Annotated in this window: 19 protein-coding genes; 5 read left to right on the top strand and 14 right to left on the bottom strand. The window is 74.4% G+C overall.

Features of this window, described 5'->3' with window-relative positions; translation table 11 throughout:
• Window positions 1-89 precede the first annotated feature (89 nt).
• Window positions 90-953, top strand: coding sequence for a BRO family protein (locus tag AB0K43_RS07205; protein WP_363636678.1), 864 nt, complete (start codon window positions 90-92; stop codon window positions 951-953).
• Window positions 954-972: 19 nt separating this feature from the next.
• Here AB0K43_RS07205 and AB0K43_RS07200 read toward each other — a convergent pair whose 3' ends face one another.
• From AB0K43_RS07200 to AB0K43_RS07175, 6 genes are all read right to left on the bottom strand, one after another.
• On the bottom strand, window positions 973-2,232 hold the full coding sequence (locus tag AB0K43_RS07200; protein WP_363636676.1) for an MFS transporter: 1,260 nt from the start codon (window positions 2,230-2,232) through the stop codon (window positions 973-975).
• Window positions 2,233-2,462: 230 nt separating this feature from the next.
• Window positions 2,463-3,698, bottom strand: coding sequence for a M64 family metallopeptidase (locus AB0K43_RS07195; RefSeq protein WP_363636674.1), 1,236 nt, complete (start codon window positions 3,696-3,698; stop codon window positions 2,463-2,465).
• Between the two features lie 227 nt (window positions 3,699-3,925).
• Entirely contained in the window at window positions 3,926-5,182 is a 1,257-nt protein-coding gene (locus tag AB0K43_RS07190; RefSeq protein WP_363636672.1) for an ABC transporter permease, read from the bottom strand.
• Window position 5,183: 1 nt separating this feature from the next.
• Window positions 5,184-5,894: an ABC transporter ATP-binding protein gene (locus tag AB0K43_RS07185; RefSeq protein WP_363636670.1), complete on the bottom strand. Its 711-nt coding sequence runs from the start codon at window positions 5,892-5,894 to the stop codon at window positions 5,184-5,186.
• Window positions 5,891-7,372, bottom strand: a complete 1,482-nt coding sequence (locus AB0K43_RS07180) for a peptidoglycan-binding domain-containing protein (protein ID WP_363636668.1) — start codon at window positions 7,370-7,372, stop codon at window positions 5,891-5,893. The genes AB0K43_RS07185 and AB0K43_RS07180 overlap by 4 nt, the downstream gene beginning before the upstream one ends.
• A gap of 175 nt (window positions 7,373-7,547) precedes the next feature.
• Window positions 7,548-8,807 carry a benzoate/H(+) symporter BenE family transporter gene (locus AB0K43_RS07175; RefSeq protein WP_363636666.1) on the bottom strand — a complete coding sequence of 420 codons (1,260 nt, stop codon included), beginning with the start codon at window positions 8,805-8,807 and terminating at the stop codon, window positions 7,548-7,550.
• Between the two features lie 193 nt (window positions 8,808-9,000).
• Here AB0K43_RS07175 and AB0K43_RS07170 point away from each other — a divergent pair, with 193 nt between their 5' ends.
• Window positions 9,001-9,885 (top strand): hypothetical protein, encoded by an 885-nt coding sequence (locus AB0K43_RS07170; protein WP_363636664.1) that lies wholly within the window; start codon window positions 9,001-9,003, stop codon window positions 9,883-9,885.
• 71 nt (window positions 9,886-9,956) lie between these two features.
• Here AB0K43_RS07170 and AB0K43_RS07165 read toward each other — a convergent pair whose 3' ends face one another.
• From AB0K43_RS07165 to pdhA, 3 genes are read right to left on the bottom strand one after another with little or no spacing between them, the layout of a single operon-like run.
• Entirely contained in the window at window positions 9,957-11,372 is a 1,416-nt protein-coding gene (locus tag AB0K43_RS07165; RefSeq protein WP_363636662.1) for a dihydrolipoamide acetyltransferase family protein, read from the bottom strand.
• A gap of 14 nt (window positions 11,373-11,386) precedes the next feature.
• Window positions 11,387-12,364, bottom strand: coding sequence for an alpha-ketoacid dehydrogenase subunit beta (locus tag AB0K43_RS07160; RefSeq protein WP_363636755.1), 978 nt, complete (start codon window positions 12,362-12,364; stop codon window positions 11,387-11,389).
• The gene (gene pdhA, locus AB0K43_RS07155) at window positions 12,361-13,518 is read right to left on the bottom strand and encodes a pyruvate dehydrogenase (acetyl-transferring) E1 component subunit alpha (RefSeq protein WP_363636660.1); all 1,158 of its coding nucleotides are present in this window, start codon (window positions 13,516-13,518) and stop codon (window positions 12,361-12,363) included. The genes AB0K43_RS07160 and pdhA overlap by 4 nt, the downstream gene beginning before the upstream one ends.
• Window positions 13,519-13,895: 377 nt before the next feature.
• On the opposite strand from pdhA, the gene AB0K43_RS07150 reads away from it, so the two are divergent.
• Complete coding sequence (locus AB0K43_RS07150; protein WP_363636658.1) at window positions 13,896-14,558, top strand: response regulator transcription factor; 663 nt, start codon at window positions 13,896-13,898, stop codon at window positions 14,556-14,558.
• A 65-nt stretch (window positions 14,559-14,623) separates the two neighbouring features.
• Entirely contained in the window at window positions 14,624-15,805 is a 1,182-nt protein-coding gene (locus tag AB0K43_RS07145) for a phosphotransferase (RefSeq protein ID WP_363636656.1), read from the top strand.
• 57 nt (window positions 15,806-15,862) lie between these two features.
• Here the strand turns inward: AB0K43_RS07145 and AB0K43_RS07140 are convergent, their stop codons facing one another.
• From AB0K43_RS07140 to AB0K43_RS07120, 5 genes are all read right to left on the bottom strand, one after another.
• A complete protein-coding gene (locus AB0K43_RS07140) occupies window positions 15,863-17,485 on the bottom strand; it encodes a protein kinase (RefSeq protein ID WP_363636753.1) in 1,623 nt (540 codons plus the stop codon).
• A 206-nt stretch (window positions 17,486-17,691) separates the two neighbouring features.
• Window positions 17,692-19,134 (bottom strand): protein kinase, encoded by a 1,443-nt coding sequence (locus AB0K43_RS07135; RefSeq protein WP_363636654.1) that lies wholly within the window; start codon window positions 19,132-19,134, stop codon window positions 17,692-17,694.
• A gap of 231 nt (window positions 19,135-19,365) precedes the next feature.
• Window positions 19,366-19,998, bottom strand: coding sequence for a bacterial proteasome activator family protein (locus AB0K43_RS07130; protein WP_363636652.1), 633 nt, complete (start codon window positions 19,996-19,998; stop codon window positions 19,366-19,368).
• Between the two features lie 231 nt (window positions 19,999-20,229).
• A complete protein-coding gene (locus AB0K43_RS07125; protein ID WP_363636650.1) occupies window positions 20,230-21,207 on the bottom strand; it encodes a hypothetical protein in 978 nt (325 codons plus the stop codon).
• A gap of 102 nt (window positions 21,208-21,309) precedes the next feature.
• A complete protein-coding gene (locus AB0K43_RS07120) occupies window positions 21,310-22,290 on the bottom strand; it encodes an NAD(P)H-quinone oxidoreductase (protein ID WP_363636648.1) in 981 nt (326 codons plus the stop codon).
• A 124-nt stretch (window positions 22,291-22,414) separates the two neighbouring features.
• Here AB0K43_RS07120 and AB0K43_RS07115 point away from each other — a divergent pair, with 124 nt between their 5' ends.
• Window positions 22,415-23,509 (top strand): potassium channel family protein, encoded by a 1,095-nt coding sequence (locus AB0K43_RS07115; RefSeq protein WP_363636646.1) that lies wholly within the window; start codon window positions 22,415-22,417, stop codon window positions 23,507-23,509.
• The last annotated feature ends 25 nt before the right edge of the window (window positions 23,510-23,534 follow it).

The raw sequence follows: 23,534 nt of genomic DNA, 5'->3' as shown, positions 1-23,534 counted from the left end.
CTCCCGTACGTCGGCTCGGTACCGGTACGTCACCCGTTCGGTGTCGTTGTTCCGGGCAGCCCGTCACCGAACGTGAAGGAGGGGCGGCCATGGACGACCAGGCCGACATGGAGCTGGTGCGGACGAGCTTCCCGGGCACCGGGCAGCCGATCCGGGTCGTGATGATCGACGGAGAGCCGTGGTTCGCCACGGTGGACGTGTGCAAGGTGCTGGGGCTGACCAATCCGACCCAGGCCAGCAAGCTCGCCGGACCGGGCCGGAGCCGGACGGTGAATAGCCACTCGATTACCATCAATCGGATTGAGGGTAATGACGAAGTCGCAGGTCAGAAACCCTATGGGCGAGGGAACCCGACCCTCAACCTGGTCAGCGAGGCAGGGCTCTACGCCCTCGTCATGCGCTCCGACAAGCCCGCCGCCCGCACCTTCCAGGACTGGGTCGTCGGCGAGCTGCTGCCCTCGATCCGGCGCGGCGACACCGACCTCCCGCGGCAGCGGAAGCGGATGGCCGAGTCCCTCGCCGGGGCCGTCGGGCAGCGGGTCGAGGTGGTCGCGGAGATCGACCACCACGGCACCACCGGCATTCACGTCCGCTCCGACGGCACGGTGCACTGCCGGCACGGCGAGATGGACTTCCGGATGCCGAGCCGGGAGGAGGACAGCGGCCCGCCGTTCGGCCCGTACTACGAGTGCCGCAGCATCGAGCGGGTCGGCATCCGCGGCGGCCGGGCCCTGGCGCGCTGCGCCCGGCTCAAGCTGGTCGACCTGGCCCGCCACCTGCGGCACGCACCCGGGCCGCACGACGCACCGCACCGCGACCCGCACGGCGCACCGCAGACCCCCGCACCGACCGCGGCAGCCGCCGGGCCGCTGGTGTGCGAGCTCGGGGCGGCCCGGGTGCACGGCGGGCCGGCGGCCATCGCCGACCTGCTCCGGGCGGCCGGCCAGCTGTAGGGCGCGTGGTCGGCGGCCGTCAGGCCTGCGGGTGGGTGCGCCGGACGGCCCGGCGCAGCCGGAGGATCATCGCCGCCCCCACCGCCAGCGGCAGGAACTGCCAGCAGAACGCCCACCGGTACGTCTCGGCGGTGTAGCCGGCCCCGTCCGACAGGGCGTCCAGCAGAACGCCGATGCCGAGCAGGGTGAGCATCGCCCCGATGAAGCCGCCCATGTTGGCGATCCCGGAGGCGGTGCCCATCCGCTCCGCCGGGTTGTACGCACGGGCGTAGTCGAGGCCGACCAGCGAACCGGGCCCGTTGCTGCCCATCACCAGCAGCAGCACCACCAGCAGCCACAGCGGCGGGTGCCCGCCCGGCCAGGCCAGCACGACCGCCCAGCACAGCCCGGTGGCGGCCACCACGGCGCAGGTGATCGGCATGCGGGAGGCCGGGGTGCGCGAGACCAGCCGGCCGAACAGCACCCCGAAGAGCATGTTGCTGAACACCAGCAGGGTGAGCAGCCCGCCCGCCGCGCCCCTGGTCATGCCCTGGCCCTCGACCAGGTACGGCAGGCCCCAGAGCAGGCCGAAGGCGGCGGCGGGGAAGGCCGTGGTGAAGTGCACCCACATGCCGAGCCGGGTGCCCGGCTCCTGCCAGGAGTCCCGGATCTGCCGCCGGACCGAGAGCCGCCGCACCGTCTCGCCGGCCCGCCCGGGGGGCGCCGCCGGCGCCTCCCGCAGCAGCAGCGCGACCAGCGCGAAGACCGCGATCCCGGCCAGCGCGATCACCCCGAACGAGAAGGTCCAGCCCTCCCGGTGCAGGGCCCCGGCCAGCACCACCGTGGTGACCAGGTTGCCGCCCATCCCGGCCAGCCCGGTCAGCTGCGCGATCAGCGGGTTCTGCGCGGCCGGGAACCAGCGGGCGGCCACCCGCAGCACGCTGATGAAGGTCATCGCGTCCCCGCAGCCCAGCACCGCCCGCGAGCCGAGCGCGGGCCCGAAGGAGGTGCTGAGCGCGAACGCCAGCTGGCCGAGGCTCATCAGCAGCACCCCGAGCAGCAGCACCCGGCGCGGCCCGAAGCGGTCGACCAGCAGCCCGACCGGGATCTGCATCGCCGCGTAGACCAGCACCTGGAGGATCGAGAAGGTGGAGAGCGCGGAGGCGCCGATCCCGAACCGCTCGGTGGCATCCAGCCCGGCGACCCCGAGGCTGGTCCGGTGCACCACGGCCAGCACGTAGACGGTGCAGCCGATCGACCAGGCCAGCCAGGCCCCCCGCCCGCCCGGCGGCCCGGTCACCGGCGGGGGCACCGCCGGCCGAGGACCGGGTAGGGCGGCGGAGACGGGAACAGGTACGGGTACGGGTACGGAGCGAGCGGCGCCCACGGGGTCCACGGTCATGGTGGCCCCAGGCTAGTCATCCCATCAAATGATCAATCTGGCAGGGTCCGCCCGCCCACGGCCACCCGGCACCTGTCGCCGGGGCACTGGCCACCCGGCACCTGTCACGCGGTCACCCGGTCACCCGGTCACCCGGTCACCGTCCAGCTCACCGAGCGGGTCATGAACTCCTGCCGGAAGCCCTCGTCCCGGACCCAGTCCGTGCTGTCCGTGACGGTGGCCTGCACGGTCGCCCGGTGCCCGGGGGCCAGCCCCAGCGAAGCGGTGTCCAGCCAGGTCCGGTCCGGGGCCTGCGGCTCCACCGCCACCCCGTCCACCGTCCAGTCCACCCGCAGCTGCCTGGCCCCGGTCAGCTGCAGCGGGCGCACCGTCAGCCGGGTCGGGGTGCCGACCTCGCCCGGAGCCGGGCTGGCACCGTCCAGCGGGCGGACCCGGCGGTAGACCTGCTCGATGATCGCCTCCCGGGAGGGGAGGTTGTAGGAGCCTCCGAGGGTGCGCATCACCGAGTCCTCGGTCGGCCGGTAGAGGCCGTTGGCACTGCGGTACGCACCGACCGTGCCGCCGCCGTCCGGGGACGGCGCGTCCAGCCAGCGCCACCACTTCACCTTGGTCCGGCGCATCTGGTCGGCGTCGACGGTGGAGAGGTTGGGGTAGTCGGCGTCGTCCGGGGCGCTGTCGTACTCGTCGCCCAGCTCGCCGACGGTGTGGCCTATCTCGTGCTGGATGATCCGCCCGGCGTCCGGGCTGCCGCCGGCCAGCGTGGTCACCCCGGTGCCGCCGGCGCCGCCGTACTCGCTGGAGTTGGCGAGCGCGATCAGGTACTGCGGCCCGGCGCCCTCCCCCGCGTACCGGGCGGTGGCGGACTCGTCCGCGCACAGCAGCCGGGCCGTGCCCTCGCACCAGAAGTGCATACCGAGCGGGGTCCGGGTGGAGCGTCCGGTGGACTCGCTCTCGGCGATGCCGGCGGACGGGGAGACCACGTCGACCCGCCTTATGTTGAAGTAGCCCTGGTAGGTGCGGAACGGCTCGATCTCCATCAGCGCGCGCCAGGCCCGGTCGGCCTGCTCCCGGAAGACGCCCTGCTGCTCCTCGGTGTAGCCGTCGCCGAGCAGGACCAGGGTGATCCGGTTGGCCGGGTCCCCGGAGCGCCTTATGTCGACGGTCGGTGCCGCCGGGGCCCGCAGGTCGGCCTGCTGGGGGGTGCGCGGCGGGGCCGCGTGGTCGGTCAGCGGCCCGGCCGGCGGACCTATCACGGTGGACGGGGAGGGCGCGGCCAGTTCGAGCACGGCGGGCAGCGCGGCGGCCGAGAGCAGCACCAGCGCTGCGGTACTCCGGACGAAACGGCCATGAGTGCCAGACGGCATACGGGTCGTCCTCGGTGCTCCGGTCACCCGGCGGGGCGCTCGGGTGGGGGGTCGGAGAGACGTACCCCTCGAAGAGGGCCGCGCTGCGCGGCGGGGCGGAAGTTCCCCCCGGCGGAGCAAGCGCTCACCGGATCGGCCGGTCCGGGGCGCCGGCCGGGCCCCGACCAGGGCATCGACCGGGCCGCCACCGGCCGTCGGACCAGGCCTGACGCCGTCCGGCCGACGGCTCAGCGGCCCCCGCGCAGCGCCCGCAGCGGGTCGGTCCTGGCCGCCCGGACGGCCGGGTAGAGGCCCGCCAGCAGGCCCACCAGGCTGCCGATCAGCGGTGCCGGCAAGGTGGCCAGCGGCTGCAGGACGGCGCTCCACTCCCGTACCGCGGCCACCGTGAGCACCACCAGCACCCCGAGACCGGTGCCGACCAGGCCGCCGAGCGAGCCCAGGGCGGTGGACTCGGTGAGGAACTGCGCCGCCACGTGGTGGGTGCGGGCGCCCAGCGAGCGCCGCAGGCCGATCTCCTCGGTCCGCTCCAGGACCGCCACCAGGGTGGTGTTGGCGATGCCGACCGCGCCGACCACCAGGCAGATCGCGGCCAGCGCGAGGAACAGGCCGGTCAGGTCGGAGGTGACGTGGTCCTGGAGGGTGTGCGGGTCCGGCGGCGGGGTGACGGTGAGCCGCTCGACCGCGTCCGGCCGCAGGGCCGCCGCCAGCTGCCGGGCGACCACCGGGGCGGCGCCGACCCGGGTGGCGGCCAGCAGGTGGGCGGCCTGGTCCTCGCCGAGGCCGGGGTTGCCGAACCGGTCCAGCGCGGTGGTGCTCGGCACGATCATCCCCAGCAGGGTGTCGGGCAGCCGCCGGACGTCCTGGTAGACGCCGATCACCGTGTACGGCAGGCCGTCGATGAAGACCGCCGGCTGGGCGTCCAACCGGGTCACCCCGAGCCGGCTCGCGGCCGCCCGGCTGAGCAGCACCACCGGCAGCCGGGCCTGGTGGGCGTACCGGTCCAGGGTGACCCCGGCGGCCAGGGTGGGCGCCATCGCGGCGATCGCGCCCGGCGTCGCCGCGTACAGCGCCAGGTTCTGCCCGGCCGCGCCGTCGGCGGTCGGGGAGGCGGAGATCCGCAGGCCGTCGGTGGGCACCCGCCACCAGACGCCGGCCGCGCTCACCCCGTCGATCCGGCCGGCCCGGGCGTCGGCGTCCGGCGGAAAGCTGGTCGGGGGCCGCGCGCCCGGCGCCAGGCCCTCCTGGGACGGGTTGTCGGTGACCGTCACGGTGGTCGCCTTGGTGAGGTCGAACTGCCGCCCGATCTGCCCGGACGCAGTGGCGGTCAGCCCGAGCACGGCGACGAAGGCGCCGACGCCCAGCACCGTGCCGAGCATGGTGAGCACCGAACGGCCCGGCCGCTGGAGCACCCCGGCGAGCGCCTCGGCGAGCAGATCGCGCAGGCCGAGCCGGGCGGCCGGCCCGGGGAGGGCGGAGCGGGCCATCTCAGCGCACCGCCGGCCCGGCCGCCGCGGGCCCCGTCAGCCGGCCGTCGCCGATCCGCACCGTCCGGCCGGCCCGGGCGGCCACCGCCGGATCGTGGGTGATCACCACCAGGGTGTACCCCTCGTCGTGCAACCGGTCGAACCGGTCCAGCACGGCCGCGGCGTTGGCCGAGTCCAGGTTCCCGGTGGGCTCGTCGCAGAGCACCAGGCTGGGGTCGTTGACCAGGGCCCGGGCGATCGCGACCCGCTGGCGCTCGCCGCCGGACAGCGTGGTCGGCAGCGCGTCCAGCCGGTGGCCGAGCCCGACCTGGCGCAGCGCCGCGCGGGCGGCCCGGCGGCGGTGCGGGCGGGGAGTGCGGTTGTAGACCTGGGCGAGCAGCACGTTCTCCTCCGCGGTCCGGTGCGGCAGCAGGTGGAAGGACTGGAAGACGAAGCCGATCCGGCGCCCGCGCAGGGTCGAGCGGTCCCGGTCGCCGAGCCCGCCGGTGTCGATGCCGTCGAGGACGTACCGGCCGCTGGTGGGGGTGTCGAGCAGGCCCAGCAGGTGCAGCAGGGTGGACTTGCCGGAGCCGGACGGGCCGGTGATCGCCAGGTACTCGCCCGCCCGGACGGTCAGGTCGCACGGGTGCAGCGCGGTGACCGGCGGCGGGCCGGGGAAGCTGCGGCCGACCCCGTCGAGCCGGATGACCGCGTCGGCGGCGGCCCGGCTCACCGGCCGACCACCACCTGGTCGCCCTCGGCCAGCGTGCCGTCGTCCGCGCTGACACCCACATAGCCGTCGGCGCTGGTCCCGCAGGTCACCGGCACGGTCGTGCGCCGTCCGGCCGGATCCGCCCGGGTCACGGCGGTCCGGCCGGCCGCGTCGGTGAACACCGCGGCCACCGGGACGCTCAGCACCGGCTGGGCCGAGGTGTCACGCAGCACGGTGATCCGGACGTTCTGGCCGCTGAAGGCGGCCGGCAGCGGTTGGGCCGGGGTGATCTGCAACGGCACGTACGCGGCGGCCTGCTGGCCGCCCTGGCCCGGCCCGCCGCCCTGGCCGCCGGTGCCACCCGCGGCTGCCCCCGCGCCGGCCGGGGCCGGCCCGCCGCCGATCGCGATCACCTTGCCCGCCAGGGGCGTTGTGGTGGGGGTGTCGAGTTCGGCGACCGATCCCCGGACGCTCTGCCCGGTGGTCTCGGAGAGGATCTCCACCGCCATGCCCGGGACGATTCCGGCCGCCTGCCCCGGGTCGAGCCGGCCGGTGACGGCCAACTGCCCGCTGGTGAGCGAGATCAACGGGCCCTGGACGGGCGAGCCGACGGTGGCGTTCACGGCGGTGACCGAGGCCGGCAGCGCCGGCAGGAAGACCACCTCACCGGCTGGCACCATCGGGCCGTTCACCGCCCTGGCCCGGGCCAGCGCCTCGTTGTCCTCGGTCACCTTCTTCCGTGCGGCGGTGAGTTGCCGGCCGAGGTCGGCGCCGCCGGGCGCGGCCGGGGTGGCGGCCGGGGTGGTGGCAGCCGCCTGCTGGGCCTTGAGCGCGTCGATCGCCTGCTGGTCGGCCTCCACCGCCCGGCGCGCGGCGTCCACCGCCTGCTGGGTGGCCGCGCCGGTGGTGGGCGCCGGGTAGCCGAGCCGCCGGTAGTAGCCGGTGACGGCCTCGGCCGTGCCGGGGCCGAAGCTGCCGTCCGGGTCGTCGCCGTGGCCGTGGCCCAACTGCTGGAGCGCCGCCTGCAGTTCGGCCACGTCCGGACCGCTGCTGCCGGGCTTGAGGTCCCGGTAGGCCGGCACCGGGCCCTGCAGCACGAACAGCGGCTGGCCTGACACCTCGGCCAGCAACTGCCCGTTGGCCACCTGGTCGCCGGTGCGCACCGCCGTCCGGGACACGTAGAGCTGGCTGATCTCGGTCGAGGCGGCCACCGGCGTGACGTTGTACTGGGTCGGCGGGTAGACCTGGCCCCGGGTCACCGCGGAGCGGTTCAGCACCTGGCGGGTGACCGGGGCGGTGAGCAGCGTGTCCGGCGGCGGGGCGGTGTCCGCGGCCCGCTCGGCGGGGGACTTCACCAGTGAGGCCGCGGCCAGTCCGCCGCCGGCGACCACCGTGGCCGCGAGCACGGCCGCCAGCAGGACCCGTCGCCGGCGCCGCATCCGCGACCCACCGGTGCCGGACGCAGCCGACCCCACCCGCTCCTCGACCAGCTCGCTCAATGCCAGGCCCCAGCCCACTCGGACGCGCGCGAACGCCGCCGCTCCCCCGCCTACCGCTCACCGAACGGCCAGAGCCTACCGGCCGGTTGGGCGAAATCGACCGTGTTCGGTCAAGCTCCCGGTGAGCCCGGGGCCGGCACCGGTGGGGATCAGCGCCCCACCCCTGGCGGCGAGTTCACGAGGTACGGCGGTACGCGCCGAGCACCAGGTGCGTGGCCAGACCCAGCAGCAGGCCCCAGAAGGCGGCGCCGATGCCGAACAGGCTCATCCCGGAGGCGGTGGCCAGGAAGGTCACCACGGCGCCGTCCCGGCCGTGTTCGTCGGCGACGGCGGCCGCCAGGCTGCCCTGGAAGGAGGCCAGCAGGGCCACCCCGGCGATCACCGCGATCAGCGCGTGCGGCAGGCCGGTGAAGAGGCTGACCAGCACCCCGCCGAAGCTGCCCACCAGCAGGTAGAGGACGCCCGCCGACATCCCGGCGATGTACCGCCGACGCGGATCGGGGTGGCTCTCCGGGCTGGTGCAGATCGCCGCGGTGATCGCGGCCAGGTTGACGCCCGGGGAGCCGAACGGGGCCAGCAGGACCGACAGCCCGCCGGTCGCGCCGATCAGCAGCCGGTCGTCCGGCCGGTAGCCGGAGGCCCGCATGATGCCGAGGCCCGGCGCGTTCTGCGAGGCCAGCGCGACGATGGTGAGCGGCAGCGCCAGCCCGACCGTGGCCGCCCAGGAGAAGTCCGGCGGCGTCAGCACCGGCCGGGTGGGCCCGCCGGACCCCAGGTTGAGCGGCAGGCCGACGGTGACCGCCGCCAGCACCGCGCCGACCAGCAGCGCCACCGGCACCGCGTAGCGCGGCAGCAGCCGCTTGGCCAGCAGGAAGGCGGCGAAGCAGCCCAGCACCAGGACGGGGGCGCCGCGCAGCTCGGTGAAGATGCCGGCGCCGAAGGTGAACAGGATGCCGGCCAGCATCGCGTTGACGATGCCGGACGGGATGGCCCGGATCAGCCGCCCGAACAGCCCGGTGATCCCGAACAGCGCGACCGCCGCGCTGCTCACCAGGAAGGCACCGACGGCCTCCCGGTACGGGTACGCGCCCAGGCTGGCCACCAGCAGCGCCGCGCCGGGTGTGGACCAGGCGGTGATCACCGGGGTTCTGGTCCACCATGAGAGGACCAGGCAGGTCAGCCCGCTGCCGATGGAGACCGCCCAGATCCAGGACGCCGTGTGCGCCTGGTCCAGGTGGCCCGCGGCGGCAGCGGCGAGCACCACGACCAGCGGGCCGGAGAAGGAGACCGCGATGCACACCAGGCCGGCGAGCAGCGCGGGGAGGGAGAGGTCCCGGCGCAGCGAGGGCCGGTGTGCGGCCCGTGCGAGGAGTTCCTCCGCGGGGAGTTCGGGAGGGCGGACGGAGGGGCGCTGGACTATCGGATGGTCGGCCACCCGAGCAGTATCCCGGGACGCCGCTCGGAACTCCTTCGAAAAACTTCGGAACCACCTGCAACCCCCGGCGGGGATGCACGTCCATCACAGTGAAGGGCACGGAGAGCGGGACCAGCGACAAGGGCCGGGCGCCGACGACCGACCCGCCCCGTCCGACTCACCGTCAGTTCACCGCCCATGGGGGACCTCTGTCATGCGTACGCCCGTTATCTCCCGAATTGTCCGCACCTCCGCCACCGCCGTCGCCGCCCTCACCATCGGCGTCGGCCTGCCGCTGACCGTCGGGGCCAACGCCGCGTACGCCTGCGGCGACGAGCCCGCCGACGCCGCGTCCGCCACCGCCCCCCAGAGCCCCGGCCCGGTCTCGGGCGAGACGGTCAGCGGCTTCATCGCCCCGACCCCCACCGCCATCACCGCCGGCGGGCCGAAGGTCGAGATCGGCGTCGAGGAGGCGAACTTCAGCGGCGCGGCGATCGACCGGGCCGCCCCCTCCTTCGCGCTCTACGACGAGCAGGCCGGCGGCCACGGGATCGGCACCATGCTCACGATCGACGAGCTCTCGGTGGAGGTGATGGCGAAGGGCCGGTGGACGCCGCTGAAGCTGCACACCGGCTGCGACCCGGTCATCTGGTCCGACACCACGGCCCTCGCCGAGCCGCTGGCCGACGGCCACGCGCACCGGTTCCTGTTCCGGGTCGGCCTGTCCGCCGGCGCACCCCTCGACCAGACCGGGATCCAGATCTACTCCGGCCGTACCGCGGAGGGCAAGCTCAACCGGCTCGACCTGGACGTGAAGCACCCCACCCCGCCGGCGCCGAAGCCGACCGCCACCCCGACCACCGCCGCCCCGACCACCCCCGCCCAGAGCCCGACGGCGGCGCCGACCAAGGCCGCCCCGATCGCCCTGACCTCCGGCCCGTCCACGCCGGCCGGTACGCCGTCGGCGGCCACCTCCGCCACCGAGCTGGCCGCCACCGGCCCGTCCGCGCCGACCGGCTTCCTGTTCGCCTCCGCCGCCGGCTGCCTGGCGGTCGGGCTCGGGGTGCTGTACCTGGCGCGCCGCCAGGCCAAGCGCTGACCCGGCGCCCGACGCGGACGGGCCCCGCTCCTCCGGGGGGAGGAGCGGGGCCCGTCGGTGCGACCGTGCGGTCAGCCCCAGGTGATCAGGCGCTTCGGCTGCTCCAGGATCGCGGCGACGTCCGCGAGCACCCGTGAGCCGAGCTCGCCGTCGACCAGCCGGTGGTCGAAGGAGAGCGCCAGCGTGGTGACCTTGCGCGGCACCACCTTGCCCTTGTGCACCCACGGCAGATCCCGGACCGCGCCGAAGGCGAGGATGGCCGCCTCGCCGGGGTTGAGGATCGGGGTGCCGGTGTCGACGCCGAAGACGCCGACGTTGGTGATGGTGATCGAGCCGCCCTGCATGTCCGCCGGGGAGGTCTTCCCCTGCCGCGCGGTGTCGATCAACTCGCCGAGCGAGACCGCCAGTTGCGGGAGCGTCTGGGAGCCGGCGTCCTTGATGTTCGGCACGATCAGCCCGCGCGGGGTGGCGGCGGCGATCCCCAGGTTGACCTGGCCCTTGAGCACGATCTCCTGGGCCGCCTCGTCCCAGCTGGCGTTGACCTCCGGGTAGCGGCGCACCGCCGTCAGCAGCGCCTTGGCGACCAGCAGCAGCGGGCTCACCCGCACGCCCTGGCCCAGGTCGCCGCTCTCCTTGAGCTTGCGCACCAGCTTCATCGTCCGGGTCACGTCGACCTGGACGAACTCGGTCACGTGCGGAGCGGTGAAGGCCGAGGAGACCATCGCGGCCGCGGTGGCCTTGCGGACCCCCTTGACCGGGATCCGGACATCACCGGTGCCGGTCGGGACGGCCACCGGCTGCGGCTGGGGCTGCGGCTGCGCCGCGGCGGCCGGGGCCTCGGCCGGCTCGGCCACCGGCAGGACGGCGGCGTGCACGTCCTCACGGGTGATCACCCCGCCCGGGCCGGTCGCCACGATGCTGCGCAGGTCGATGCCGAGGTCCTTGGCCAGCTTGCGGACCGGCGGCTTGGCCAGCGGGCGGTCACCCTCGACCGGCTGGGCCTGGGCCGGCAGCACCGGCACCGCGACCGGCGCCGGGGCGAGGGGAGCGGCGGGGGCGACCGGTACGACCGGGGCCGCCGGGGCGGCGGCGGTGGTCCGCTTGGCCCGGCGCTGGGTCCCGCCGGTGCGCGGACCGTACCCGACCAGCACCTCGCGGCGCTCCGGCACGGCCTCGGCCTCGACCGCGGCGGCCGCCACCGGGGCGGCGGCCGGCTCGGCGCCGGCCGCACCCGCGACCGCCACCGAGATGATCGCGGTGCCGACGTCGACCGTCGACCCCTCCGGGAAGAACAGCTGCTCGACCGTCCCGGTGAACGGGATCGGCAGCTCGACCGCCGCCTTCGCGGTCTCCACCTCGCAGACGACCTGGCCGTCCGTCACGGTGTCACCGGGCTTGACGAACCAGGTGAGGATCTCGGCCTCGGTCAGGCCCTCGCCGACGTCCGGCATCTTGAACTCGCGGAGCGAGCGAACTTCGGTGGTCACGGCTCTCGCTCCTCTCAGAACGCCAGGGCGCGGTCGACGGCGTCCAGCACCCGGTCCAGGTCCGGCAGGTAGGTCTCCTCGACCCGCGACGGCGGGTACGGGGCGTGGTAGCCGCCGACCCGCAGGATCGGGGCCTCCAGGTGGTAGAAGCAGCTCTCGGTGAGCCGGGCGGCCAGCTCGGCGCCCAGGCCCAGGAAGACCGGCGCCTCGTGCACCACGATGCCGCGGCCGGTCCGCTTGACCGAGGCCTCGACGGTGGCGAAGTCGATCGGCGAGAGCGAGCGCAGGTCGACCACCTCCAGCTTGCGGCCGTCCTCCTCGGCCGCCGCGGCGGCCTCCTGGCAGACCTTGACCATCGGCCCGTACGCGATCAGCGTCGCGTCGGTGCCCGGCCGGACGATCCGCGCCGAGTGCAGCGGCAGTTCGGCCTCGTCCTGGACCTCGCCCTTGTCCCAGTAGCGCCGCTTCGGCTCCAGGAAGATCACCGGGTCGTCCGACTCGATGGCCTGCCGGAGCATCCAGTGCGCGTCGTTCGGGTTCGACGGGCTGACCACCCGCAGGCCGGCGGTGTGCGCGAAGTAGGCCTCGTGCGACTCGCTGTGGTGCTCGACCGCGCCGATGCCGCCGCCGTAGGGGATCCGGATGGTGACCGGCATCTTGACGTGGCCGAGCGCGCGGGCGTGCATCTTCGCCAGCTGGGTGACGATCTGGTCGAAGGCCGGGTAGACGAAGCCGTCGAACTGGATCTCCACCACCGGGCGGTAGCCGCGCAGCGCGAGGCCGATCGCGGTGCCCACGATGCCGGACTCGGCGAGCGGGGTGTCGATCACCCGGTCCTCGCCGAAGTCCTTCTGCAGGCCGTCGGTGATCCGGAAGACGCCGCCGAGCTTGCCGATGTCCTCGCCCATGAGCAGGGTCTTCGGGTCGTTCTCCAGCGACTTGCGCAGCGCCTCGTTGAGCGCCTTGGCGATGTTGAGCTGACCTGCCATCAGAGGTTCTCCCCGCCCTCGAAGGAGGCCGCGTACGCCTCGTACTCGGCCCGTTCCTCGTCCACCAGTGTGTGCGGCTCGGCATACACGTGGTCGAAGATCAGGGTCGGGTCCGGGTCCGGCATGCTGCGCACGCCCTCGCGCACCCGCAGGCCCAGCTGCTCGCTCTGGGCCTCGACCTCGGCGAAGAACGCCTCGTCGGCCAGGCCCTCCTTGTCCAGGTGGGCCCGCAGGCGCAGGATCGGGTCCTTGGCCTTCCAGGACTCGGTCTCCTCGGTGAGCCGGTAGCGGGTCGGATCGTCGGAGGTGGTGTGCGCGCCCATCCGGTAGGTGAACGCCTCGACCAGCACCGGACCGTTGCCGCTGCGCGCGTGGTCCAGCGCCCAGCGGGTCACCGCGAGGCAGGCCAGCACGTCGTTGCCGTCCACCCGGACACCCGGGAAGCCGAAGCCGGAGGCCCGGCGGTACAGCGGGATCTTGGTCTGGTTGGTGGTGGGCTCGGAGATCGCCCACTGGTTGTTCTGGCAGAAGAAGACCACCGGCGCGTTGTAGACCGAGGCGAAGGTGAAGGCCTCGTTGACGTCGCCCTGGCTGGAGGCGCCGTCGCCGAAGTACGCGATCACCGCGTCGTCCGCGCCGTCCTTGGTGATGCCCATCGCGTACCCGGTGGCGTGCAGGGTCTGCGAGCCGATCACGATGGTGTAGAGGTGGAAGTTCTTCTCGTTCGGGTCCCACCCGCCGTGGTTCACGCCGCGGAACATGCCCAGCAGGTTCAGCGGGTCCACGTCCCGGCACCAGGCCACGCCGTGCTCCCGGTAGGTCGGGAAGGCGTAGTCGCCCGGGCGCATCGCCCGGCCCGAGCCGACCTGGGCGGCCTCCTGGCCGAGCAGCGAGGCCCACAGACCCAGCTCGCCCTGGCGCTGGAGCGAGGTGGCCTCGGCGTCGAAGCGCCGGACCAGCACCAGGTCACGGTAGAGCGCCCGGATCTCCTCCGGGGTCGTCACCAGCGGAAACTCCGGGTGCTCGACCCGGTCGCCCTCCGGCGTCAGCAGCTGTACGAGCTCCGCCGGGGCGTCCGTACCCGTGCGGAGGTTGTCAGGGACGCCGGGGGCGGCCTTCTTGCGCGCCCTCGCCGTGCTTTTGACGGTCACGTTCACTCCTCGGTCTGTCCGGCCGCCCGGGGTCGCCGGTGACCGGTCCGGTCACCGCCTCGCGGGGCGCGCTTGGGTGTGCGCGCCGGGTGCTCGGCAGGTGGTGATCCTTTTCCGACGGCGTCCCTTCTGCGAGAACGTTACCCAGCGCCGCCCCTTGGCGCGCTTGCGCTAGGACGTCCTAGTTCTTCACTCCCCGAGAGCAACGGGTGTGGCGCAGCTCTCTTCGGCGGTGCCGTCAGGACACCAGCGCACGCTATCCGGGCAGGGCGCTCGGCGTAAGGGGGTAACGGGAATCGATTCGGTCTCCGCCCCCGGGCACCCCGTCCGGCCGGCCGACCCGCTCAGAGGACTTTGCCAGGGTGATATGGGAGGCTTTGGGCGTGAGCGAAAACGGACGAATCAGAGTATTCCTCCTTGATGATCATGAGATCGTCCGCCGGGGCGTCCATGACCTGCTGTCCATGGAGGACGACATCGAGGTGGTCGGGGAGGCCGGCACCGCGGCCGAGGCGCTGGCCCGGATCCCGGCCGTCCGGCCCGACGTCGCGGTGCTCGACGTCCGCCTGCCGGACGGCAACGGCGTGGAGGTCTGCCGGGAGGTGCGCTCGCACGATCCCGCGATCAGGTGTCTGATGCTCACCTCCTTCTCCGACGACGAGGCGCTGTTCGACTCGATCATGGCGGGCGCCTCGGGCTACGTCCTGAAGGCGATCCGCGGCACCGATCTGCTGTCCGCCGTCCGCGACGTGGCGGCCGGCAAGTCGCTGCTCGACCCGGTGGCCACCAGCCGGGTGCTGGAGCGGCTGCGCTCCGGCGGCGGCCGGGAGGAGGACGAGCGACTCGCCCAACTGACCAAGCAGGAAAGGCGAATTCTCGACCTGATCGGCGAGGGGATGACCAACCGGCAGATCGGCGGTGAACTTCACCTGGCGGAGAAGACGGTGAAGAACTACGTCTCCAGCCTGCTCGCCAAGATGGGGATGGAGCGCCGCACGCAGGCGGCGGCCTTTGTGGCCCGCCACCAGGCCGATCAGCAGAACTGACCGCCTCTAATCACATCCCTGACTGTCTGTCAAGTACCGATTGCGCCAGGCATTACGCTCGGCCCGTGACCGCACAACCGCACCCCTCGGCCCCGTCGGACCCGGCATCGGCGCTGCTCGCGCCGCTCTTCCTGCCCCGCCCCTCGCTCCCCGGCGACACCCGGGCGTCCGGCCGGCCGATAGCGGGTGCACCGGCCCGCCCCGATCCCACCGCCCCGCCCGTCGGCACCCTCAGCCCCCCGGTCGCGCACACCGCGGTGAGCGGAGTGCTGCGGGAGTACCGCACGGCGCCCGCGCTGCGGGTGAAGCCGGTCGCCGAGGGGCTGCTCAACCGCGGCTACCGGGTGACCACCGAGGCCGGCACCTACTTCCTCAAGTGCTACGTGGACCAGGCCACCGCGAGCCGGCCCGCGATCACCGCCCAGCACCACGCGACCCTCGCCCTGCACCGCCTCGGCCTGCCGGTGGCCCCGCCGCTGGCGGCCCAGGACGGCCGCACGGTGACCGCGCACGGCGGCCGGTTCTTCGCCCTCTTCCCGTGGGTCTCCGGGGTGCACCGGCACGGCACCGAGCTGGACCAGCAGCAGTGCGCCGACCTGGGCGCGCTGCTCGGCCGGCTGCACGGCGCGCTCGCGAAGGTGTGCGCCCCCGTCCGGCAGCCTCCCGGCCGGCTCACGGCCGACCCGATCGAGACCGGCCTCCTGATCGCCGAACTGCTCCGCCGCGCCCGCCGCCAGGAGCCGCGTGCGCCCTTCGACGACCTGGCCGAGCAACGGCTGCTGGAACGGGCCGAGTTGCTCGCCGCCCACCAGCACCTGCGGCCCGCACCGACCGCCGCCCCGCCGACCGGCTGGACCCACGGCGACTTCCACGGCCTCAACCTGCTCCACCGCCGCGGCCGGGTGGTCGCGGTGCTCGACTGGGACAAGCTCGGCCTGCACCCGACCGCCGAGGAGGCCGTCCGCGCGGCCACCCTGATCTTCAACGACCGGACCACCGGCGTGCTGGACCTCTCCCGGGTCCGGTACTACGCCCGCGGCTACCGGGACTCCGGCGCCGCCGGGGCCCGCCAGCTGGCCGCCGCCGTGCACCGGGTCTGGTGGGAGCGGCTCAACGACCTCTGGATGCTGCAGTGGCACTACCAGCGCGGCGACCACCGCGCCGACCCGCTGTTCGCCGCCTCGGCCGGCCAACTCGCCTGGTGGTGCGAGGAGTACGAACAGGTGCTGGACGCCTTCACCAACTGAGCCGGGTACGCCGACGGCCCCCGCCCGGGCAGGGCGGGGGCCGTCGGCGCGGATCGGTTACTCGCCGCTCGCGGTGGGTGTCCCTGAGCTGGCCGAAGTGGACGGCTTGGACGACCCCGAGGGCGACGTCGAGGCCGAGGCCGAGGCGCTCCCCGACTTCGACGCGCTCGCCGACGGCGAGGGCGAGTGCGAGGTGGAGCGGCTCGGGCTCGGCGAGGTCGACGGCGTGCTGATCGGCGACTCCGGCTGGCGGGTGTTGGTGTTGGTGTTGGTCTGGCTCCTGACCGCCGACGGCGACGGCAGCCCGCTGCTCGGTTCCGGCGTGATCTGCCCGGTGTTGACCGAAGGCTGCGGCGTCACCACCGGGTTGTCGTCGTGCTTCTGGCCACCGCTGAGCGCCAGCGCGGTACCGATGGCCGCCGCGAGCAGCACCGCCACCACGCCCAGCACCCAGCCCCACGGGTTGCGCCGGCGCTGCGACCCCTCGTCGTCCCCGCCGCCGTCGTAGCCGGGACCGCCGCCACCGGGGCCGCCCGCCGCCGGGTAGGGCTGCGAGGGCGTCTGGTACGGCGAGGTCACCTGGTAGGGCAGCGCCTCGGTCGGGCCGGTACCCGAACCGGGGCCGACCTGGCCCAGCGGCGCGGTCATCGCGGTGCCGCCGCTGGGCGGTCCGTCGAAGCCCTGGTAGTGGCCGGAGTTCCCGGACGCGGCCGCGGCCAGCCCGGCGGCCGCGGCGGCACCCGCGGCCGCGCCCGGGTAGCCGGCGCCCGCCGCACCGTGCAACTGCCGCAGCGCGTGCTGCACATGGGCGCGGAACTCGTCCGCGCTCTGGAAGCGGTCGTCCGGGTTCTTGGCCAGTGAGCGCAGCACCAGGTCGTCCAGCTCGGGCGGCACCCGCCGGTTGACCTGCGAGGGCGGCACCGGGATGTCCTGGACGTGCTGGTAGACCACCGCGAGCGGGGTCTCCCCGACGAACGGGGGCCGCAGCGCGAGCAGTTCGTAGAGCATGCAGCCGGCCGCGTACAGGTCGGAGCGGTGGTCCACCGCCTTGCCCAGCGCCTGCTCCGGCGAGAGGTACTGCGGGGTGCCCATCACCATGCCGGTCTGGGTCATGGTGCTCGCCGCACCGGTCAGCGCGCGGGCGATGCCGAAGTCCATCACCTTGACCGCGCCACCGGTCGTGATGATCACGTTGGCGGGCTTGATGTCCCGGTGCACGATGCCGTGGCGGTGGCTGTAGGCGAGTGCCTCCAGCACCCCGGCGATGATGATCAGCGCCTGGTCGACCGGCGGCGCCTCCTCGTCGACCAGCAGCTCGCGGACGGTCCGGCCCTCGACCAGCTCCATCACGATGTAGGGCGTGGTCTCCTCGCCCGCCTCCGGGCCGAGCCCGTGCTGCTCCTCGCCGGTGTCGTAGACCGCGACGATCGAGTGGTGGTTGAGCGCGGCGACGGCGTGAGCCTCGCGGGTGAACCGCAGCCGGGCCACCTCGTCCTGGGCCAGCTCGCCGCGCAGCAGCTTGACCGCGACCGTGCGGCCGAGCCGCACGTCCTGCGCCGCGAAGACCTCGGCCATCCCGCCCCGGCCGAGTTTGCCGGTCAGCCGGTACCGGCCGTCGCCGACCGTGCCCAGCGGAGCCGCGGTGCCCCGCGACGGCGTTCCCCCGGGCACCGACATCATGGCGGTCTCGGCGGTCGACTCCGGGCTCTGCGGGGTCTTCCGGGCTCCGGCGTGCTGCTCCGGCCCGCCCTCGCCCGGCTGCTCTGTCTCTGCCATCGCTCCTCGCCCCGGGCCGTCGCTCGGTGCGCAGTCGCCCTGTCGGTTCCGTCCCTGTGCACGCTACCGCTTCACGCGGGCGCCCGGTGTCCGGCGGCCTCGGCCCCCGGTCAGATTCGGTCGCCGCGCACGGCGCCGAGATCCAGCACCACCGCCGGGCGCGGGGCCCCGTAGGAGTTGCCGTTGTTCTTGTCCTTCTCGGCCTGGGCCGCGGCGATCGCCACGATCACCACCGCGAGCACGATCACGCCGACGATCACCCCCACCACGATCAGCGCGGTCGAGCAGCCGTTGTTCGGCTTGACCTGCCCCGGCCCGTACGGACCGGGGCCGATCGGCCCCGGCACCGGCGTGTGCGCCTGCTGCGGGAAGGGGTGCGGGGTCTGGTACGGCTGCTGGTACTGCGGCTGCGGGAACGGCGGCGGGGTCTGCGCCTGCTGCTGGAAGGGCTGCGGCGTCTGCGGGGCCTGCGGGAACGGCGGCGGGGTCTGCGGGGCCTGGTACGGCGACGGGGTCGGCGGGGCCGGCTGGTAGTGCTGCTGGACCTGCGGCGTCGGGGTCCGGATGTCGCCGCCGACCTGCGGGAAGTTGGTCATCGACGGCGCCGCGTGCACCGAGCGCGGGCCCTCGCTGATCACCAGCGGGGTGCTCGCCTGCAGCGGCACGCCACCGGCCTTGTCCGCGCCGGCGACCCGCTCGACCTCCTCGCGCATCGCCTCCGCGGTCGGGAACCGGTGCGCCGGGTCCTTGCGCAGCGCCCGCGCCACCAGCGCGTCCACCGCCGCGGTCACCGAGCTGTTGACGCTGGACGGCGCCGGCGGCGGCTCCTGCACGTGCTTGTACGCGATGGTGAAGGCGGTGTCGCCGTCGAACGGGAGCTGCCCGGTGAGCAGCTCGAAGAGCATGCAGCCCACCGAGTAGAGGTCCGCCCGGGCGTCCACGCTCTTGCCGAGCGCCTGCTCGGGCGAGAGGTACTGCGGGGTGCCGACCACCATGCCGGTCTGGGTCATCGAGGTCACGCCGGACTGCAACGCCCGGGCGATGCCGAAGTCCATCACCTTGACGACGCCCTTGGAACTGACCATCACGTTGCCGGGCTTGATGTCGCGGTGCACCAGGCCCTGGTCGTGCGAGGCCTCCAGCGCCGACAGCACCGAGGCGGTGATCTTCAGCGCCTGCGCGGTCGGCATCGCGCCGTGCTGGGCGATCGACTCGTTGAGCACGTCGCGCAGGGCCAGCCCCTCGACGTACTCCATCACGATGTACGGCGTGGCCAACCCCTCCGGGGAGACGTCCTCACCGCTGTCGAAGACCGAGACGATGTTGGTGTGCTGGAGCCGCGCCACGGCCTGCGCCTCACGGCGGAAGCGCTCCTTGAACGCGGCCTGGCCGCCGAGTTCGATGTTCAGGGTCTTCACGGCGACCAGCCGGTCCAGCACCGTGTCGTGCGCGAGATGGACGGAGGCCATGCCGCCCTGGCCGAGCAGGCGCTGGATCACATAGCGGCCGTTGCCCAGGGAGTGGCCCCCGACCGGGTTGGCGTCCTCGCTCATGGTCCCTGCTTCCCCCTCGGCGCGGCGGGGCCGCAGCCTTATGGTCTGGTCCGGATGCACCGGCCGGCCGACCGTGGCCGCCCGACCCCCGCCATCGGTCAGGTCCGACGGCAGGGGCCAGGGTATCGGCTCACGCCGACGTGATCGGGTGCAGGGGCGGGAACGTGTCCGAGCTGCTACAGAGCCGGGACAGCCCTGCAGAGAAAGGGCCCCGGCCGCGCCGGCCGCCGCCTAGAGGTACGGCCCCGAACGGATCCCGCGGCCGGGGGCCGGCTCCTCCGGCTCGGACTCGCCGCCGTTCAGGCCGGGCGGCAGGGCGCGCCGCATCTGCTCCAGCTGCGCCCGGGCCGCCATCTGCTGGGCGAACAGCGCCGTCTGGATCCCGTGGAACAGGCCTTCCAGCCAGCCCACCAGCTGGGCCTGGGCGATCCGCAGCTCGGCCTCGGTGGGGATCGCGTCGTCGGTGAACGGGAGCGACAGCCGCTCCAGCTCCTCGACCAGCTCGGGCGCCAGGCCCAGCTCCAGCTCCTTGATCGAGCTGGCGTGGATCTCCTTCAGCCGGACCCGGCTGGCCTCGTCCAGCGGCGCGACCCGGACCTCCTCCAGCAGCTGCTTGATCATGCTGCCGATCCGCATGACCTTGGCGGGCTGCTCGACCATCTCGGTCACCGGCAGTTCGCGCGGCTCCCCCGAGTCGTTCCCGGCGCCACGGCCGAAGCCGGAGCCCGGCACGGCGCCGATCGGCATCCCGTCCGGCCCGACGATCAGCACCTTGGGGCCGTCCTCCGGCTGCCCGCCCGACGCCTGGTACGGCTCCGACGCCTGGTAGGGCTCCTGCGGCCGTTCGTTCATCGGATTGGTCATAGCTCCTTCATATGCTTCGTTCATCGAGCTGGTCAACGAACCGGGGCCGCCGCCTGTTCGCGACCGCCCCGCCGTCGGGCTCCCCCGCCCGGGCCCGCGCACTGCTTCGGACACCGACCGACAGCGACCCGATCGTCCCACACCAGGCCGTCCGTCCGGTCCCGGGCGCCGCCAATCCGGCGGCTCGGCGCCCCTGTTGACGCGGCCCGCTGCGGCGGCCCGCGCCGCCGGTCAGCCCCGGCGCACCCGCAGGCCGATCAGCGCCAGCCCGCAGCCGATCAGCGCCAGCCCCGCACCGAGCGGGAACTGCAGGCCTGCGGGGTCGGCGGACCGCCCGGGGGCCGCCGGCTGGGCCTGGTACTGCAGCGCCGGGGTCGCCACCGGGCCGGCCGCCTGCACGGTCGGGCCGTCGGGGGTCGGCGGCGCCTCCTCCCCGGCGGCGGGCGCCGTCGGGGCCGGGCCGGCCCCCGTACCCGTGCCGCTGCCGCTGCCGCCCGGCGCCGTCCCGGGTGCCCGGAGGGATCCGCCGGCCGTGCCGGGGGAAGGCTCGGGGGCCGGGTCGACCGACGGCGGGTCCGACGGCAGGTCCAGCCACGGGTCCACCGGGCCGTACGCCGGCGCCGGAGCGTGGTGGTGGTGCCAGGACGGCGGGTCCGCGGGGGGCGGCGCGGCCTGCTCGGGCGTGGCCGCGGCGGCGGACGGGGAGGGCCACCCGGGCGGTACCGACGGCTTGCTCACCACCACCGGCGCGGCCGACGGGGCCTGCACGGGCGGCGGGGTCGGTGCGGGGCCGGGCGGCGCCGCACTCGGACTCGCGGCCGGGCTCCCCGGGCCGGACGAGGGCAGCGGCGTGGAGCGGACCGGCCCGGTCGAGGGCGGGCACGGCTCCTGCTCCGGCGCCGGTGCGTCCGCGGCCCCCGGATCGTCCGCGGCCACCGGGTCGGCCTGGTCCGCGACGACGACCGGCGGTCCGGCCGGCTGCAACGCCGCCGTCAGCTGCTCCTGGAGCTGCCCGGAGAGCTGCTCGCCGCTGCGACCCGCCTCCGACGCCACGGCCGGCGCGGCGACCGGTACGGCGGCGGCGGCCAGCGCCGGGCCCGCCAGCAGCACCGGCAGAGCCAGCCCGGTGCCGGCCAGCACGGCAGCACGGCGCAGCGCGCCGGGAAGGGCGGAACAGAACGGTGAGAGCGCATACGGAAGTGCAGCCATGGGAAGCAGGTCCTTCCGACGGCCGACCGCGCTCGGCGCGATCGGCGGCGGACAGCTCCGGACCAGCCTCACACATTCGGACAATCAGGGCATTTCGGGCGCTCAGCCCACCCGCAGCACCACCTTGCCCACCTGCTCACCCGCCTCCAGCACCCGGTGCGCCGCGCCGGCCTGCTCGATCGGCAGCACCCGGTCCACCACCGGCCGCACCACCTTCGCCGCGAGCAGCGGCCACACGTGCTCCCGCACCGCCGCCACGATCGCCGCCTTCTCCTCCAGAGGCCGGCCCCGCAGATTGGTCGCCGCCACCGCCCCCCGCTTGCGCAGCAGGCTGCCGAGGTCGAGCTCCCCCTTCACCCCGCCCTGCAGACCGATGATCACCAGCCGGCCGTTGACCGCCAGCGCGTCCACGTTCCGCTGCAGGTACTTCGCCCCCATGATGTCCAGCACCACATCCGCCCCGGCCCCGCCGGTGGCCTCCCGCAGCGCCTCGACGAAGTCCTGCTCGCGGTAGTCGATCCCGATGTCCGCGCCCAGCTCCGCGCAGCGCTCCAGCTTGTGCGCGCTGCCCGCCGTCACCGCCACCCGGGCGCCGACCGCCTTCGCCAGCTGGATCGCCATCGTGCCGATCCCGCTGGCCCCGCCGTGGATCAGCACCGTCTCGGCCGGCCGCAGGTGGGCGACCATGAAGACGTTCGACCAGACCGTCGCCGCCACCTCGGGCAGCGCCGCCGCCTCCACCAGGCCCACCCCCTGCGGCACCGGCAGCAACTGCCCGACCGGCACCGCCACCAGCTCGGCGTACCCGCCGCCGGACAGCAGCGCGCACACCTCGTCACCGACGCCCCAGCCGGACACCCCCGGGCCGAGCGCGACGATCCGCCCCGAGCACTCCAGCCCCGGATACGGCGAACTCCCCGCCGGCGGCTCGTAGAACCCCTGACGCTGCAACAGGTCGGCACGGTTGACGGCACTCGCCGCGACCTCGACCAGGACCTCCCCGGCGGCCGGCACCGGATCCGGCACCTGCTCCCAGGTCAGCACCTCGGGTCCACCGGCATGGGCAATCGTGATGGCTCGCATGGCGCCACGCTACGCGCGCACGCCCCCTCACGTCCGGTCGGCCCGCCCGCCGATGACCGGCCGTCGGCCGCGACACTCCGCACACCGCGACGGCCCGCGGCCCGCCGCACCCCATGCTTGCCCTGTGCCGAACACCGACCCCGGGACCGAGCCGCGCCGCCGGACCGCACCGCCCGGGCCACCCGCGCAGCGCGGCCAGAGCCCGGACAGCGACCCGGCCCACCGCATCCTGCTGCCCGCCCGCACCCCGACCCCACCCATGCGCCAGGTCGCCCGGCGGCTGCTGATGGCCCTCGCCGTCCTCGCCGTCACCACCCTCGTGGTCTGGCTCGACCGCGCCGGGTACAACGACAACTCGGACGGCTCGCTCGACCTGCTCGACGCCGCCTACTACGCCACCGTCACCCTCTCCACCACCGGCTACGGCGACATCACCCCGGTCAGCGACACCGCCCGCCTGATCAACATCCTGGTGATCACACCACTGCGGGTGGTCTTCCTGATCATCCTGGTCGGCACCACCCTGGAAGTGCTCACCGAACGGACCCGCCACCAGTGGCGGATCGAACGCTGGAGGTCCACCGTGCGCGAGCACACCGTCGTGATCGGGTACGGCACCAAGGGCCGCAGCGCCGTCGGCGCCCTGCTCGGCCAAGGCGTGCCGAAGGACGCGATCGTGGTGGTCGACCCCCAGCGCAAGGTCGTCGAACAGGCCTCCCTGGACGGCCTCGCCGGCGTGGTCGGCGACGCCACCCGCACCGAGACCCTGCTGCGCGCCGAACTCCCCCGCGCCTCCCGGATCGTGGTCGCGCCGGAACGCGACGACACCGCGGCCCTGATCACCCTGACCGCCCGGCAGCTCAACAAGGGCGCCACCGTGGTCGCCGCCGTCCGGGAGGACGAGAACGCCCCGCTGCTGCGGCAGAGCGGCGCCGACGTCGTGGTCACCAGCTCCAGCTCGGCCGGCCGGCTGCTCGGCATGTCGACGCTCAGCCCGCACACCGGCTCGGTGATGGAGGACCTGCTGACCTACGGCACCGGGCTGGACGTCCTGGAGCGCCCGGTCACCCGCGCCGAAGCCGGCCACGGCCCGCGCGAGTGCACCGACCTGGTGGTCGCCGTGATCCGCGGCCGCCGGGTACTGAACTACACCGACCCCGAGGCCGCCACCCTGCAGCTCACCGACCGGGTGGTGGTGATCCGACCCGCCCGGGGCTGACCGGGCCCGCCGCCGGGCCCACCCG

This window comes from Kitasatospora sp. NPDC049258, from assembly GCF_040678895.1.
Taxonomy (GTDB): domain Bacteria; phylum Actinomycetota; class Actinomycetes; order Streptomycetales; family Streptomycetaceae; genus Kitasatospora.
Note: the sequence above shows the minus strand (reverse complement) of the source record. Positions and strands in the feature narration are given on the sequence as shown.

Coding starts and splice junctions, on each gene's coding strand:
- AB0K43_RS07205 (WP_363636678.1), top strand. CDS start 90: ATGGACGACCAGGCCGACATGGAGCTGGTGCGGACGAGCTTCCCGGGC.
- AB0K43_RS07130 (WP_363636652.1), bottom strand. CDS start 19,998: ATGACCAATCCGATGAACGAACGGCCGCAGGAGCCCTACCAGGCGTCG.
- AB0K43_RS07195 (WP_363636674.1), bottom strand. CDS start 3,698: ATGCCGTCTGGCACTCATGGCCGTTTCGTCCGGAGTACCGCAGCGCTG.
- AB0K43_RS07170 (WP_363636664.1), top strand. CDS start 9,001: ATGCGTACGCCCGTTATCTCCCGAATTGTCCGCACCTCCGCCACCGCC.
- AB0K43_RS07125 (WP_363636650.1), bottom strand. CDS start 21,207: ATGGCTGCACTTCCGTATGCGCTCTCACCGTTCTGTTCCGCCCTTCCC.
- AB0K43_RS07120 (WP_363636648.1), bottom strand. CDS start 22,290: ATGCGAGCCATCACGATTGCCCATGCCGGTGGACCCGAGGTGCTGACC.
- AB0K43_RS07135 (WP_363636654.1), bottom strand. CDS start 19,134: ATGAGCGAGGACGCCAACCCGGTCGGGGGCCACTCCCTGGGCAACGGC.
- AB0K43_RS07190 (WP_363636672.1), bottom strand. CDS start 5,182: ATGGCCCGCTCCGCCCTCCCCGGGCCGGCCGCCCGGCTCGGCCTGCGC.
- AB0K43_RS07140 (WP_363636753.1), bottom strand. CDS start 17,485: ATGATGTCGGTGCCCGGGGGAACGCCGTCGCGGGGCACCGCGGCTCCG.